Consider the following 14,077-nt stretch of genomic DNA (forward strand, 5'->3'; position numbering starts at 1 on the left):
CAGAACACCCACCATCACCCTCGCCGCATAACCACCTCAAACAGCCCCCACACCCGGCACCACGTCCTTGACGAAGGACATAGAGACACCCCCCCGCCCCATCTCTGGCAGGAGACTCCGATGACCGGGACCACGTCCGACGCCGCCCTTCCGGCCACGTACGCCGACCGGGAACTCGATCCGGCCGACACCACCGAGTGCGAGCGCCTGGCCCGCACCCTGTGCACCGGGGGCCACGACCAGGTCGACAGCCCCGAGTGGGTGGCACGGGCCCGCGACGCCTGGGAGGAGCTCCCGCTCCTGCTGCGCCGCGAGGTCCGCCGGTTCCGCAGGCATTCCGGCCCGCACGGCACCCTGGTGGTCGGCGGCCTGCCCGTGGGCGGGGCGGACCTGCCGCCGACTCCGGCCGTACCCGGCTCGGTGCAGCGCCGGGCCGCTGTCCCCGCCGCGGTGCTCACCATGGTGGCCTGCGGCCTCGGTGAGCCGCTCGCCTACCGGGCGGAGAAGTCCGGCGCGCTCGTGCAGGACGTCGTGCCCGTGCCCGGTCAGGAGACGTTCCACGGCAACGCGGGATCGGTGCAGCTGTCCTTCCACACGGAGAACGGCTTCCACCCCCACCCACCCGACTACGTCGTCTTCCTGTGTCTGCGCGCCGACCACGACCGCACCGCCGGGATGCGGGTGGCCGGCATCCGCCGGGCACTGCCGCTGCTCACGCCGGCGGAACGGCAGACGCTGTTCACGCCGGAGTTCCTCACCACTCCACCCCCCTCCTTCGGCACTGCGGCGGCGGCCGGTGGTGCGGCGGTCGAGCCCCGGCCGGTGCTGTCCGGGTCGGTCGAGGACCCCGACATCCGCATGGCCCAGCTCGTCACCACGCCCCTCACGCCCCGGGCCACCGCGGCGCTGGCCGCGTTCGGCCGCGCCTGCGAGACGACCGCCCGCACACTGCGGCTGTCACCCGGCGATCTGGTCGTCATCGACAACCGCGTCACCGTCCACGGCCGCACCGCCTTCCGCCCCCGCTACGACGGAGCGGACCGCTGGCTGCAACGCACCTACGTCAGCGCCGACCTGCGCCGCTCCCGCGACCACCGCCCCGACGACGGCCACGTCCTCGTCAGGTAGCGGCGGCGCCCGTCAGGTGGGCGAAGACGATGACGTTGGAGTCCCAGTGACGTGCGTCGTTGAGTGCCCCGCCGCAGGTGATGAGGCGCAGCTGCGCCCCGTTCGTCCTGCCGTACACCTTCTTGGTCGGGAACTGGGACTTCTTGAACGTGTCGACCGAGTCCACGGCGAAGACGGCGACGGAGCCGTCCTGGCGGCGGACCTGGATCTGCTCGTTCTTCTTGAGCTTCTTCAGGTTGTGGAAGACGGCCTTGGGCACCTTGGGGGTGTCCAGGTGGCCGACGATGACCGCGGCCCCCTTCTCGCCGGGGGTGGGGCCCTGCCGGTACCAGGCGGCTCGCATGGGTTTGTCGTACGAAGGTGTCTGCATGGTGCCGTCCGCCGCCAGGCCGACGGTGTCAAGGCCCGCGTCGAGGCCGATGGCCGGGACGGTGATGCGGTCGGGCACCGAGGGGACCAGGGCGGACGCCTTGGCCCCGGTGACGTGGGCGAGGGGGCGTGGAGCGGTGGATTGTGCCGCGCTGCCGTCGGCGGGAGTCGAACAGCCGGCCGTCAGGCCTGCGATGAGGGCCACGACCCCCACAGCGGCGGCCGCGTACCGGGTACGGCCGCGTCGGCGGGGCCCGCGCGGTGCCTCAGCCATGGCTGCGGCGCCGGATCACGGTGACGACGGCGACGGATGCGACGCCCAGGGCGCCGAGGCCGCCGACGAGGGCGATGTCCGCACCGCTGTCGTGGGCGGCGGGAGCAGTGCCCGTCTGGACGGAGCCCCTGGGGATCCTGTGCTCGTTCGGATGCAGTGGTTTGACCGTGTTGTTGTGGACGCCCGCATCGCCCGCGGCGACTCCGAACTTGAGGGTGTCGACCTTCTGGTCGCCCGCGTATCCGGTCACCGCGTAGTAGCCGGCCTTGGTGTTCTTCGCCACGGTGGCGGTGCCGTGCCAGGCGCCGTTGACGCCCCGGACCGGGGACAGGGTGACCTTGCCTCCGAAGGCGTCGGACTGGACGTACACGCCGTCCTTGAGTTCACCGGTGCCCTTGATCTTCAGGCCCACCTTGTCGCCGGGCTTGCCGCCGTCGGTCGACATGGTGAAGGTCGGCGTGCCGACCGGGGACGGGGGAGGTGTGGGGGTGGGAGTGGGCTTGCTGTCGTTCCAGGTGGTGAGGGTCGCGGTGGACTGCGCACCGGTGTCGCCGAAGTCGGCCGTGCTGGTGACGTCGTAAGTGCCGATCTTGACGTCGTCGGCGATGGTCGCCGTACCGGACCAGGTCGTCCCGGAACCGGCCAGCTGGACCGTCCCGAAGGCGTCGGATGAGACCTTCACTCCCTGGGCCGGCGCGTTCGTCGTCGCGGTGAGCGTCACCTCCTCACCAGGGCGGAAGCCGGTGTCCTGACTCGGTTCCGAGAGCACGAGCCGGACTGTCGCCGTCGCGGCGTCCGAGGCGTCGTCCGAGGGGGAAGCGGGGTCCGACGGGTCCGCGGGGAGGGCAAGGGCGTGCGCGCCGCGGGCCGGACTCACGTCGGTGGCGAACGCGGTGGCCGGAGCTGCCACGGTCAGGGCGGCGGCCACGACTATGGCGGGGACGGAGACGGGCTTGCGCATGAGCGGACCTCCCGGGGACCAACATGGCCTGAATGCGGCTTTCCTCAGCATTTCGCACTTCATCTTGCCCTCTCCGCGCCCGGATTTCCTGCCGGGCGACGGAGTACCGGCACCGGGCCCCAGTGCCAGGGCCAAGAGCACGGCGCCACCCTCAAGGTGGACGGAATGCGGGTGACCGGGGTCGGACAGCCTCGCTCGGCTCGGCCCTCCGGGCTCCGAGCACCGTACGGAGCCCGGGCCAGGAGCCGTTCGGATGAAAATCCGGGGCCGGGCGCGGGCGGGGGCCCGCCCTGCCGGTTCCGGGTCGGCCCGTCGTTCAGCATCCATGGATATGCGGAGTCATACGATCACCTCGGCCGGGTGCCCCTGGCGGTCGCTACGGCTGACTGCCGTGATCCTCCTGTTGTGCGCGTCGGCCCTCTCCGGTCAGCGGCCGGCGACGGCCGACGGGGCGGGCAACCGCGGCCTCGGACTGGAGGTGAGCGTCAACGCCCGACCCGGTCTGAGCGCGCTCCGCCCCGGTGTCCGCACCGGTGACCGGGTGCGCATCCACTACCGCCTCATCAACCTCACGGGAACGGACCTGTACGAGGTGGGGGTGAAGGACCCGCTGCTGCCGCGCGGCACCGTCCCCTCCTGCGCGGGACGGCAGAAGGTGCGCATGCTGCGGGGACTGAGCTCCGCCTCCTGCTCCGCCGAGATCCGGGCACTGCCGGGTGCCCGGACCGCCACGGTCACCGCCGCGGGGCGCATCCCCTCCCTCGGGCTGACCTCCCGCGCCTCGGCGCGCGCCGGTTACCGGGGCGTGGGGGCCGCCCTGAGGCTGGCCCAGACCTCCGCCGTCGTCGGCCACCGGCGCGCTTCCCTCAGCTACACCGTCACCAACAGCGGCACCGAACCGGCGTACGACGTCCACCTCAGTGAGGCCCTCCCCCGGACGGGAGCCATCCGTTGCCGGGGAGCGACCGCCGTGGTCCCCCGGCTGCTCCCCGGGCGCACAGCGATCTGTCGTGCGACCGCCGGCGGCACCCCCGGCACCTATCGCGCCCGTGGTCTCGCCCTTGGCACCGACCGGCTCCGCACCTGGGGGCCCGGCGGGAGGCCGGTTGCTCCTCCGCGTCTGCGGGCGCACGCCACCACCCGTTTCGCGCTGTCGGCCCCGCCGGTACGCCCCTCCCCCAACGCCCGCCCTCCGTCCGCCACCGGTGCGCCGCGGCCCGCTCCGGCCCCGCCCGCGGCCCGCACCTCCGGAACGACAGGCGTACCGGGGGCCGTGCCGGGGGCTGTACCAGGGGCCGTGCCGGGGGCCGTGCCGGGGGCTGTACCGGGGGCCGTACCAGGGGCCGTACCAGGGGCCGTACCGGGGCCCGTGCCGGGGCCCGTACCTGCGGTGCCCTTCTTCCTTCCCCCGCTCGGGCCGTCGGGCTTCCTTCCGCCGCTCGGGCTGCCCGGATACCTGCTCCCCTTGGTGCCACCGGGTTTCCTCCCCCCAGGGATGCCGGGGTTCCTCCCCCCAGGGGTGCCGCCGGGCGGGCTGGTGCCGCCTCCCGCGGCGGACGCGCCGAATGCACTGGATGCGCCGGACGCGCCGGACACGCCGGACACGCCGGACGGAGCAGTACCCGAGGACGCGGGCCCCGGAGCGGGCCGGCCACCGGTCGGCACACGCCCGGCCGCGACATCAGGACCGTCTCCCGACGCCGCTGCCGAAGCGGCACAGCGCCAGGAGGCACAGCGCAGAGAAGCACAGCGCCGGGAGGCACAGCGCGGGGACGCCCGCGCAGACGTGCGCATGCGCTCTCTCTACCGGCCGGGACGAGGACACACCGGACTCGGCCTGCTCACCGTGCTCATGCTCCTCGTCATTCCCGCCGCGGCGGCCGCCGCGCTGCTGGGCAGCAGGCGCCGATGACCGGCCGCCCGGCCGGCCCGAAGGCAGCCCCGAAGACAGAACAGGGATCCCAATGATCACGACGATCGCTCTGGTGACGGCCGTGGCTCTGGCCGCGGCCGGGGCCGTTCTGGTGCGTCACCGCTTCTGGCCAAGCCCCGAAGGCGAAGCCAGGGAGGACGTGGCCGAGTACATCGCGATGATGGTCGGCGTCCTGTACGCCCTGTTGCTCGGGTTGTCCATGGTGTTCGTGTGGGAGGCCAGGTCCAGTGCCACGGAGCACGTGCAGATCGAGGCCAGCGCGGCCCACGAGATCTACCAGCTGGCGGGGGACCTGCCCCCGGCGGACGGCGCGCGCCTGCGCGAGAGCGTGTCCCGGTACGTCCGGCACACGGCGCGCGTCGAACTGCCCGCCCTGGCAGAAGGCCGTGCGCTGGGAGAGGAAGGCTGGCAGCACCTGCACCGGGTGCGCGCGGCCAATCGGGCGCCCGCCGGTTCCGACGCGGTACAGACCGCTGCCGTGCAGGAGGTACTGGCCCAGCTCAGCGTTCTGGATGATGCCCGCCGGGGCCGGGAGTCCGATGCACGCAACAGCCTGTCCCCGGTCCTGTGGTTCGGCCTTCTCGTCGGCGGCGCGCTGACCATCGCCTTCATGTTCCTGTTCGGGATCAGGCGGAGTGCCACCCATCTGGTGATGGTGATGGGCCTGACCGGACTCATCACCCTGACCATCGTCCTCATCTACCAGCTCAATCAGCCGTTCACCGGCCTGATGGCCGTCGACGTCAGTGCCTTCGGCCGCTACTTTCCGCATGTGTGACCCTCACGTGTGACCGCATGTGTGACCCTCACGTGTGACGCGCACGTGTGCCCCGCCTGCACCGTCGGCCGACAAGTAGGCTTTTCCGCAAGGGGGTTGAGGCGATGACCGATGAGGTGACGGGTGCCGTATCCACCGGCGAGTCCGGGTTCGCGGAGTACTACAGGGCGCACACCGGGCCCCTCGTGGCGGTGTCGTTGGTGCGGGGCGCAGACCTGGTGGAGGCCGCACGCCTCGCCCAGGACGCGATGGCCGTCGCCCTGCGGTGGACGGGCCTGCTCGCCGGGGGAACCGCCGAGGGGAGCGGGAGCCCCTGGACCGGCGCGCAGGCGTTACGGACGTGGACCTGCCGCATGGCCGTCGGCGGGGGCTGCGGAGTGCTCCCCGCGGCACCCGGGGCGGTGCCCGCACTCCTGGGGAAGGGCAGCGCCGACGCCCTGGTACGGGCCCGGGTGATCATCACCCTGACGCCGCTGCGTGACCTGAATGAACGGCAACTCCAGATACTCACCTACCGGTTGGCCGGTTGCGCGCCCGGGGCGATCGGATACGAGCTGGGGCTTTCGATGCCCAAGGTGCACCGGACCCTGCGTTACGTCGACAAGCTGCTCGGCGCGCACCATGAGTCCTGGTCACCCGGGGAAACCGGCGAAACCGGGGGAACCGGGGGAACCAGTAAAACCGCCGAAGCCGGGGAGACGGGCATCCGGTTCGCCGACCTGCTGCGCGAGTTGGTGGCCGCACTGGATCCCGTACTCGATCTGGACGCCGGGCTGGACGAGGTGAGCAACGGCACCGGCGCACCCGTGTCCCCCGCGGACCTCGGGCCTCCGCTGTGGAGCCTGGACCCGGCGCTCCCGGTACCGCCGTACGGGGCGCCCGTACTGCACTCGTTCGCCGAACCCGCTGCCTGCGGCGTCCGGGCCTACGCGGCGGGCCTCGCCCAGCGGGATGCTCGGGGCCGGGAGGCGGAGCGCGGCCGGTTTCCGGTGGCAGAGCTGGCGGCCGTTCGGCTCGGTGCGGTGTTCGCCCTCCAGGTGGAGAGGTTCCGGCGGGAGGCCGAGAGGTCGGGGTTCCGGAACGTACGGGAGGAGTTCCCTGCGGAGGACGCCCGGACGTTCGCGGTCGCGCTGGCGCAGGATGCCACGCTCGCCGCACCGATGTTCGACGCCGTGAAGGAGCTCGGCGTCGCACGTCGCATCGGATTCCTGGCGACGGGTCTCGCGCACGACGATCCCTACTCGAACGAGGTCGCCCACGACGGCATCGAGGCGTCGCTCGCACTGGCCGAATTCCGGCGTGCGGCAGTGCGGTGGGCCTTGCGTGCGACGAGCGATGGCCGTGCGCATCAGGGGCCGCTCGCCGACGCCCTCACACACTCCCTCGCCGACACCCATCGGATGCTCGGCCAGCTCACCGACCTGGCCTCCGACCTCTCCCGGGCCGAGTCGACGCTGCCCGACGGCTACTACGTCGACATGACCCGCGACTTCGACGGTCACCAGACCTGCCACGCGGATCTGGCCCTCGGAATCGACGCCGCCCGTGATGCGCTGTGGAAGCCGTAGTCGCCCCGGGGCGGACGACGACCGCGCCGACGGACGGAGCAATGCCACGGAAAGCCGACGTTTGTGCGATGGGATGGGGTTGTTCGTCACCCCCTCTCACAGGAGAAAAAGCATGCGACGCATTGCCTTCGTCCTCGCCGGTGTCACCGCTGCCGGATTCCTGGCCATCACCCCGGCAGTCGCCGATGACAACGACGGCCTCGGTGCGCACACGGCCGAGGCCTCCGGCGCGCGCTACGAGAACGAGCGCACGCACGGCTACGAGCGTTACAACATCGGTGGTCCCCTCGGCCTCACCTCCGAGGAGGGCGGCGCGTCCCGTACGAGCGCCGAGGGCTTCGACCTCTCGCGCTCCTCGGCCTACAGCCACTGATCGCTGCTCGTAGCACGAAGGCTCACGCTCCGCGTTCACCGCGGTGCGTGAGCCTTCGGGTTTTCACGGGTGTGTGAGGCTTCGCTTTTCACGGGGGCATGACCCTTCGGGTTTCACGAGTGCGTGCGCCTGACACGCGGTGGGTCAGCGGCGCAGTTCCAGGCGGTGCACCCCGCCGTCGACCGTGCCGACGCGGAGCGTGCGGGCCCGTGTCGGCCGTGCGGAGGTCCGGCCGTCGTCCATGCTGACCATCCGCGTGCCGTCGACCAGCGCGCGGGGGCGCCCGCCGTGTTGACGGCGTACCACCAGCGGTCGGCGCGTCGGGCGTCGACCACGACCGCTCCGCTGCCGCTGCCGCTGCCGTTGCCGTTGCCCTTGCCGTTGCCGTTGCCGTTGCCGTTGCCGTCGGCGATCGCCAGCCTGCCGACCTGGCGCCAGTGGACGCCACCGCCGGTGGTCCGCCCGGGTGCCGCCTTGCGGTACTGGGGGTCACCATGGCCTGTCCGGCCGGATGTTGACACCGTCGCAGGGGTTGGCGCAGGGGTACCGCGTCCCTACCGTGGAAGCGGAATATGAGCCCGGCTCACCTTAAGGATCTACGTGATGGTCATCGCTCAACCTTCGCGCCACAGACTCAGATCCCTCGCCGTGATGTCGCTGTTCCTCGCCCTGGCGGCCCTGCTGCTCGGGCCCGTGCCGAGCTCCGCGGCGGAGGCCGGCTGGTGGGAGCCCACCGCGCGACCCGCACCCGACTCGCAGATCAACGTCACGGGTGAGCCCTTCAAGGGCACCGACGCCCAGGGCCGCGTCCGGGGCTTCGTCGACGCACACAACCACCTCATGTCCAACGAGGCCTTCGGTGGCCGCCTGATCTGCGGCAAGGCCTTCTCGGAGCAGGGCATAGCCGACGCGCTCAAGGACTGCCCCGAGCACTACCCCGACGGCTCGCTCGCCGTCTTCGACATGATCACCAAGGGCGGCGACGGCAAGCACGACCCCGCCGGGTGGCCCACCTTCAAGGACTGGCCCGCCCATGACTCGCTGACCCACCAGCAGAACTACTACGCCTGGGTCGAGCGCGCGTGGCGCGGCGGGCAGCGGGTGCTGGTCAACGACCTGGTCACCAACGGGGTGATCTGCTCGGTCTACTTCTTCAAGGACCGCGGCTGCGACGAGATGACCTCCATCCGGCTGCAGGCGAAGAAGACGTACGACATGCAGGCCTTCGTCGACCGGATGTACGGCGGGGCGGGCAAGGGCTGGTTCCGGATCGTGACGGACAGCGCACAGGCCCGGAAGGTCGTCGAGCAGGGCAAGCTGGCCGTCGTCCTGGGGGTCGAGACCTCGGAGCCGTTCGGCTGCAAACAGATCCTGGACATCGCGCAGTGCGGCAAGGACGACATCGACCGGGGCCTGGACGAGCTGCGGCAGCTGGGCGTCAGCAGCATGTTCCTGTGCCACAAGTTCGACAACGCCCTGTGCGGGGTGCGCTTCGACTCCGGCACACTCGGCACGGCCATCAACGTGGGCCAGTTCCTGTCCACGGGCACGTTCTGGAAGACGGAGACCTGCCGGGGCCCGCAGCACGACAACCCCATCGGCAACGCGGCGGCGCCGGAGGCGCAGCAGCGGCTTCCGAAGGGCGTGAGCGTCCCCTCGTACGCCTCGGGCGCGCAGTGCAACACCCGCGGGCTGAGCGATCTCGGCGCGTACGCGGTACGCGGGATGATGAAACGCAACATGATGCTGGAGATCGACCACATGAGCGTCAAGGCCGCGGACCAGGCCTTCGACCTCCTCGAATCCGAGTCGTACCCCGGCGTCCTCTCCTCGCACAGCTGGATGGACCTGGGCTGGACCGAACGCCTCTACAAGCTCGGCGGGTTCGCCGCCCAGTACATGAACGGCTCCGAGGCCTTTACCGCGGAGGCGGCCCGTACGGACGCGCTGCGGGAGAAGTACCGGGTCGGCTACGGCTACGGCACCGACATGAACGGTGTCGGGGGCTGGCCGGGCCCGCGGGGTGCGAACTCCCCCAACCCGGTCAAGTACCCCTTCCGCAGCACGGACGGCGGCTCGGTGATCGACCGGCAGACCACCGGCGCACGCACCTGGGACCTCAACACGGACGGCGCCTCGCACCACGGCCTGGTCCCGGACTGGATCGAGGACATCAGGGCCGTCGGCGGTCAGGGCGTGGTCGACGACCTCTTCTCGGGGGCCGAGTCCTACCTCCGCACCTGGGGGAACACCGAGAAGTACGAGCCCGCAACGAACCTCGCCCGGGGCACGGCCGCGACGGCGTCCTCGTGGGAGTGGTGGAACCCGGCCGCCGGCTACAGGCCGGACCGGGCGGTGGACGGCGATCCGGGCACCCGCTGGGCCAGCGAGTGGACCGCCGACCAGTGGCTGCGGATCGACCTCGGATCCGCGAAGCCGGTCGCGCGCGTCACCGTCGACTGGGAGCGGGCGTACGCGAAGTCGTACCGCGTCGAGCTGTCGCAGGACGGCGCGAACTGGACGACGGCGTGGTCCACCGCCGCCGGGAACGGCGGCCTGGACACGGCGCGCTTCGCCGCCACCCCGGCGCGCTACGTACGGGTGAAGGGACTTGAGCGCGGAACACAGTGGGGCTACTCGCTGCGCGAGGTCGGTGTCCACTCCGGCTGAGGCAGCGAGGGACCGAGCGATGTGCGGGGGCGCGGAGCCGCAACTCACCCTTCCGCGGCCACGTCCGTGCCCGGTGCGGTACGGGGCCGGAGGGCCGGGTCCGCACCCCGGCGCTTTAGCTGACGGCCCGTCAAGTAGGGGATGCGCGCGGTCAGATAGCTGTCGAGAACGCGCTTGCACTCGGCGATCAGTTGCGGGTCGCCCTCGGGGTCGGTCCGGAAGGCCAGTCGCAGCACGCCGTCCGCGCATTCCAGTGCCACCCGTACGGCGATCTCCAGGTCGGCGTCGTCCTGGACACCGGTCAAGGAGGCGGTCAGGGCCCGCAGCCGGCCCGCGACCGCGGTGTTGTTGTCCCGGTCCGGCTCCAGCAGGTGGTCCTGTCCTGCCGCGCCGAAGTCGACCACGCCGAATCCGGTGACCGTCCTGCGCATGGCGACGAACTCGTCGACGGCCACTTCCACGAGGCCCGCGACGCCGCCGGGCGCCTCGCGCTCCAGCCGGTCGGCGACCCGCTCCAGATAGGACTCCAGATTGCGGGCGGCGAGCGCGCCGGTCAGCCCCTGTCTGTCGGAGAAGAACTGGTAGAGCGTGCCGATGGGCACCCCGGCCCTGCGTGCCACTTCCTTGGTGGTCAGCGCGGCATAGCCCGCCTCGTCGAGGAGTTCGGCGCAGGCGTCCAGCAACCGTTCGAAGCGTTCGATGCTGCGCTTCTGGACCGGCCTTCTGCGCGGCGTCCCGGCAGTGCGGTCTGGGTTCACGTCTCCATCATCCCATCGGATCCCCTGGAATATGAGGAGAGCGCATGTTTCAAGGGGTCTGACGACTCTGGGTCAGCTGCCGCGGTACGGCTTCGCCGGCCGGCGAAGCCCACGGGTCAGTGGCGGCACGTCGCGACGACGGCCAGCAGGGCGAGCAGGACGGCCACGAGCAGGAGGCGCCCGTGCACCCGGGGCAGATTTCCGCGGCGGATCTCGACCTGGCCGCCCGGAGGGGTCCCGGGGTGTTTGGCGGCGTAGTGCTCGATCTGCCGACGCAGTCCCTCGGACTCGGCGAGCCAGGGCGTTTTGAAGGTGCACTCGCCGCACCAGTAGCGGTTGACCACGTCGACTCCTCGCTGTGCCTCGGTGCGGGCGGGACACCGACCCCGACGGTGACCTTGGTCATGTCAGCTGCACAGGCCAGGGAACCGGCCATCCGTGGCCGGTGGCCCCGGGTAGGCTCACCGCCGTCCGTACTGACGAGTAGGGGAGACGTTCGGTGGCAGACGATCTCGGCACGTTGTTACGGGAGTTGCGCGACAGCGCGCACCTGACGCAGGAACAGGTGGCCGAGCGGTCCGGGGTCAGCGTGCGCACCATCCGCCGGCTGGAGAGCGGCGGGTCCACCAACCACCGGATGGGGACGGTGAACCTGCTCGCCGACGCGCTCGCTCTCGGTGAGGAGGACCGCCGGCGGCTGGCGGCCACTCTCGCCGGGGCGCGCGGTGCGCCGCCCGCCGGGCCCGGGACCGCGGGACCGCCCGCCGGGCGGGGGCCGGCGGCCCGGGTCGGAGCAGGTCCGGCATCGGACCCGGACCTGGACCCGGAGCACGAGCCAGGACCGGACCCCGAGCCCGAGCCCGGACCGAACCCCGGACCAAAGCCGAACCCCGGACCCGGACCGAACCCCGGACCCGAGCCGGAGCCGGAGCACGGACCCGGTTCCGTGGCCCCGGGCGAAGGTGTCCGGCACCCGGGCCGCGAGGTACGGAGTCCCGCGGCGGGCGGTGCCCGGGAGGCTTGGAGGCTCCCGGCAGCCACTGCCCGGGAGGTACGGAGACCTCCGGCAGCCGGGGCCGGTGCGGTGCCCGTGCCCGAGGCACTCGCCGACGCCGCCGGGGAGTTGGCGACGGAGGTCCGGCGCCGCTGGCGCCGCGAGGAAGCGCAGCGCCGGGTGCACGACCCGTTCCCCCTGCCGGTCCGATGGCGGCCGGCGCCCGCCGGCCTGACCGACCGCGAGGAGAACATCCAGCGGCTCGGGCCGGGAGAGACGCCGGCCGACGTGGATCTCGACGGCGACCTGCGCAGCGTGGCCGAGGTCTACCGCCGGATCCCCTCCGGCCGGCTGGCCATTCTCGGCCGGGCGGGGTCGGGGAAGTCCATCCTCACCATCAGGCTCACCCTGGACCTCCTGGAGGCACCGGCCGCGGACGGGCGCGTACCGGTCATCTTCAGCATCGGTTCCTGGGACCCGTCGACCACGGCACTGCGGGACTGGCTCATCGGGCTGCTGCTGCGCGACCACCCCCATCTGGCCCGGCGCGGTTCCCGGGGTGCGACCCTGGCCGCCGCGCTGGTCGACGCCGACCTGGTACTCCCGGTCCTGGACGGGTTCGACGAGATCGCCGAAGGCCTGCGGCGCGACGCCCTGGACGCCCTCAACGCGACCTCCGGGCCGCTCGTGCTGACCAGCCGTCGCGACGAGTACGCCGAAGCGGTCCGGGCGGCGCACGCACCGCTCGTCTGGGCCGGGGGCGTCGAGCTGAGCGACCTCACCCTCGACGACCTCGCCGACTACCTGCCCCGCACCACCCGCACCGTGCCGCCCGGCGGAAGCGGGGACGACTCCGGCACGGCCGGGGCCGGCTGGGACGCGGTCCTGGAGGAGCTGCGCACACGGAGCACAGGGGAGGACAACGGTCTCGCCGAGGTACTGACCACCCCGCTCATGGTCATCCTCGCGCGCACCCTGTACAGCGAGACACCGGGGCGGTGTCCCGCCGAACTTCTCGACGCCTCCCGGTTCCCCTCCGTACGGAGCCTGGAGGAACACCTGCTGGCCGGCTTCGTGCCCGCCGTCTACCGGCGGCGCGCCCCGGAACGCGACACCGCCGGGAGGCAGCCGAGAACACCGTACGCGGACCCCGCACAGGCGGAGCGCTGGCTGGGACACCTCGCCCACCACCTGGTCCGGTTCGACCGCGAACGGCAGGACCTCGCGTGGTGGCAGCTCGGCGACTCGCTGTCCCGTTCGCGGCGGACCCTGGCCGTCGTCCTGGCCACCGCGTTGAGCGTCACGCTGGCCGACTGGCTGGTCGGGCTGCTGCTCATGCCGCTCGACCCGGTCGAACTCCTCCTGCAGGGCTCCCTCCTGGGCCCCGCCGGCGGGCTCGCCTTCGGATCCGTCTACGCGCTCACGGACCGGGCCTTGGGAGGTGCGGGCTCCGAACCGGCCCGGGTCCGGCTGACACTGAGCGCCTCGCGGGACGGATTCGCCCGCCGGCCCCTGCGTACCTTCGCCGTGCGGTTCGGGCACGGGCTGGTGGGCGGGGCCGTCATGGGGGTCGGCTGTGCCTGCGCGCTCACCGCCGGAAGGACGCTGGCGGCAGGGGGCACGTTCCTCGATCCGCGGCTCGTGGAAGGCACCCTGATCAACACGGTGGTCTTCGCGCTGATCTTCGGCACGGCCGCCGGCCTCGTCTTCGGCCTCGTCGCCATGCTCGAAGCGCCCGTGGACGTCACCGCGGCGGCCACCCCTGACGGCCTGCTGTTCGCCAACCGCACGACGGTGGTCCGGCAGTTCCTGATCCTGGCCCCCACCTTCGCCCTGGCCATCGCCTTCGGCGGACAGCTCGTCGTCCTGCTCCTGCAAGGTTCGCTGGGCCCCCTCCACTGGGAACTGGAGGACGGCCTGTTCATCGGAGCGGTCGGAGGCCTCGGCGGTGCGGCCGCCTACCTGCTCGCCTTCACCGCCTGGGGTCAGTGGCTCCTGTTCGCCCGCCTCCTGCTGCCCCTGACCGGCCGGCTTCCCTGGAACCCCGCCGCCTTCCTGGACGACGCCTACCGGCGAGGGGTGCTGCGCCGGACCGGTGCGGTGTACCAGTTCCGCCACGTCCGGTTGCGGCACCACCTCGGCACCGCGTTCCGCCACCGGCACCCGGACTTCGCACCGGCCACCTTCCCGCTCCCGCCGCCCGACGGCCCGTGACCGCAGGGGGTGACAGGGCCTTGCCACGGCGGTGGCCCGGGGCGCCGCCAGCGCGGT

At 72.2% G+C, this 14,077-nt stretch carries 12 protein-coding genes; 7 read left to right on the forward strand and 5 right to left on the reverse strand.

Features of this window, described 5'->3' with window-relative positions:
• Positions 1 to 120 precede the first annotated feature (120 nt).
• Positions 121 to 1,128, forward strand: a complete 1,008-nt coding sequence (locus ACFWVV_RS31420; RefSeq protein WP_384348338.1) for a TauD/TfdA family dioxygenase — start codon at positions 121 to 123, stop codon at positions 1,126 to 1,128.
• On the opposite strand, the gene ACFWVV_RS31425 is transcribed toward ACFWVV_RS31420, so the two are convergent.
• Both ACFWVV_RS31425 and ACFWVV_RS31430 read right to left on the reverse strand, forming a co-directional pair.
• Entirely contained in the window at positions 1,121 to 1,702 is a 582-nt protein-coding gene (locus ACFWVV_RS31425) for a class F sortase (protein WP_384348341.1), read from the reverse strand. The genes ACFWVV_RS31420 and ACFWVV_RS31425 overlap by 8 nt on opposite strands.
• 61 nt (positions 1,703 to 1,763) lie before the next feature.
• Entirely contained in the window at positions 1,764 to 2,732 is a 969-nt protein-coding gene (locus ACFWVV_RS31430) for a hypothetical protein (protein WP_384348343.1), read from the reverse strand.
• A gap of 391 nt (positions 2,733 to 3,123) precedes the next feature.
• Between ACFWVV_RS31430 and ACFWVV_RS31435 the strand changes: the two genes are divergently transcribed.
• The 4 genes from ACFWVV_RS31435 to ACFWVV_RS31450 all read left to right on the forward strand — a co-directional run bounded on the left by ACFWVV_RS31435 (position 3,124) and on the right by ACFWVV_RS31450 (position 7,384).
• Positions 3,124 to 4,644, forward strand: a complete 1,521-nt coding sequence (locus ACFWVV_RS31435) for a hypothetical protein (RefSeq protein ID WP_384348346.1) — start codon at positions 3,124 to 3,126, stop codon at positions 4,642 to 4,644.
• A 52-nt stretch (positions 4,645 to 4,696) separates the two neighbouring features.
• Positions 4,697 to 5,443, forward strand: a complete 747-nt coding sequence (locus tag ACFWVV_RS31440) for a DUF4239 domain-containing protein (RefSeq protein WP_384348348.1) — start codon at positions 4,697 to 4,699, stop codon at positions 5,441 to 5,443.
• A gap of 104 nt (positions 5,444 to 5,547) precedes the next feature.
• Positions 5,548 to 7,011, forward strand: coding sequence for a hypothetical protein (locus ACFWVV_RS31445; protein ID WP_384348351.1), 1,464 nt, complete (start codon positions 5,548 to 5,550; stop codon positions 7,009 to 7,011).
• Between the two features lie 112 nt (positions 7,012 to 7,123).
• Positions 7,124 to 7,384 (forward strand): hypothetical protein, encoded by a 261-nt coding sequence (locus ACFWVV_RS31450; RefSeq protein WP_384348354.1) that lies wholly within the window; start codon positions 7,124 to 7,126, stop codon positions 7,382 to 7,384.
• Positions 7,385 to 7,497: 113 nt separating this feature from the next.
• Here ACFWVV_RS31450 and ACFWVV_RS31455 read toward each other — a convergent pair whose 3' ends face one another.
• Positions 7,498 to 7,905, reverse strand: coding sequence for a hypothetical protein (locus ACFWVV_RS31455; RefSeq protein ID WP_384348357.1), 408 nt, complete (start codon positions 7,903 to 7,905; stop codon positions 7,498 to 7,500).
• 82 nt (positions 7,906 to 7,987) lie between these two features.
• Here ACFWVV_RS31455 and ACFWVV_RS31460 point away from each other — a divergent pair, with 82 nt between their 5' ends.
• Positions 7,988 to 10,054 carry a discoidin domain-containing protein gene (locus ACFWVV_RS31460; protein WP_384348360.1) on the forward strand — a complete coding sequence of 689 codons (2,067 nt, stop codon included), beginning with the start codon at positions 7,988 to 7,990 and terminating at the stop codon, positions 10,052 to 10,054.
• 44 nt (positions 10,055 to 10,098) lie between these two features.
• Here ACFWVV_RS31460 and ACFWVV_RS31465 read toward each other — a convergent pair whose 3' ends face one another.
• Complete coding sequence (locus ACFWVV_RS31465) at positions 10,099 to 10,812, reverse strand: TetR/AcrR family transcriptional regulator (RefSeq protein WP_384348363.1); 714 nt, start codon at positions 10,810 to 10,812, stop codon at positions 10,099 to 10,101.
• Positions 10,813 to 10,928: 116 nt separating this feature from the next.
• Positions 10,929 to 11,156, reverse strand: a complete 228-nt coding sequence (locus ACFWVV_RS31470; protein ID WP_384348366.1) for a hypothetical protein — start codon at positions 11,154 to 11,156, stop codon at positions 10,929 to 10,931.
• A gap of 155 nt (positions 11,157 to 11,311) precedes the next feature.
• Between ACFWVV_RS31470 and ACFWVV_RS31475 the strand changes: the two genes are divergently transcribed.
• The gene (locus tag ACFWVV_RS31475; protein ID WP_384348369.1) at positions 11,312 to 14,020 is read left to right on the forward strand and encodes a helix-turn-helix domain-containing protein; all 2,709 of its coding nucleotides are present in this window, start codon (positions 11,312 to 11,314) and stop codon (positions 14,018 to 14,020) included.
• Positions 14,021 to 14,077: the final 57 nt, after the last annotated feature.

It is taken from the genome of Streptomyces sp. NPDC058663, from assembly GCF_042716745.1.
Taxonomy (GTDB): Bacteria; Actinomycetota; Actinomycetes; order Streptomycetales; family Streptomycetaceae; genus Streptomyces.

Coding starts and splice junctions, on each gene's coding strand:
- ACFWVV_RS31420 (WP_384348338.1), top strand. CDS start 121: ATGACCGGGACCACGTCCGACGCCGCCCTTCCGGCCACGTACGCCGAC.
- ACFWVV_RS31430 (WP_384348343.1), bottom strand. CDS start 2,732: ATGCGCAAGCCCGTCTCCGTCCCCGCCATAGTCGTGGCCGCCGCCCTG.
- ACFWVV_RS31440 (WP_384348348.1), top strand. CDS start 4,697: ATGATCACGACGATCGCTCTGGTGACGGCCGTGGCTCTGGCCGCGGCC.
- ACFWVV_RS31445 (WP_384348351.1), top strand. CDS start 5,548: ATGACCGATGAGGTGACGGGTGCCGTATCCACCGGCGAGTCCGGGTTC.
- ACFWVV_RS31450 (WP_384348354.1), top strand. CDS start 7,124: ATGCGACGCATTGCCTTCGTCCTCGCCGGTGTCACCGCTGCCGGATTC.
- ACFWVV_RS31460 (WP_384348360.1), top strand. CDS start 7,988: ATGGTCATCGCTCAACCTTCGCGCCACAGACTCAGATCCCTCGCCGTG.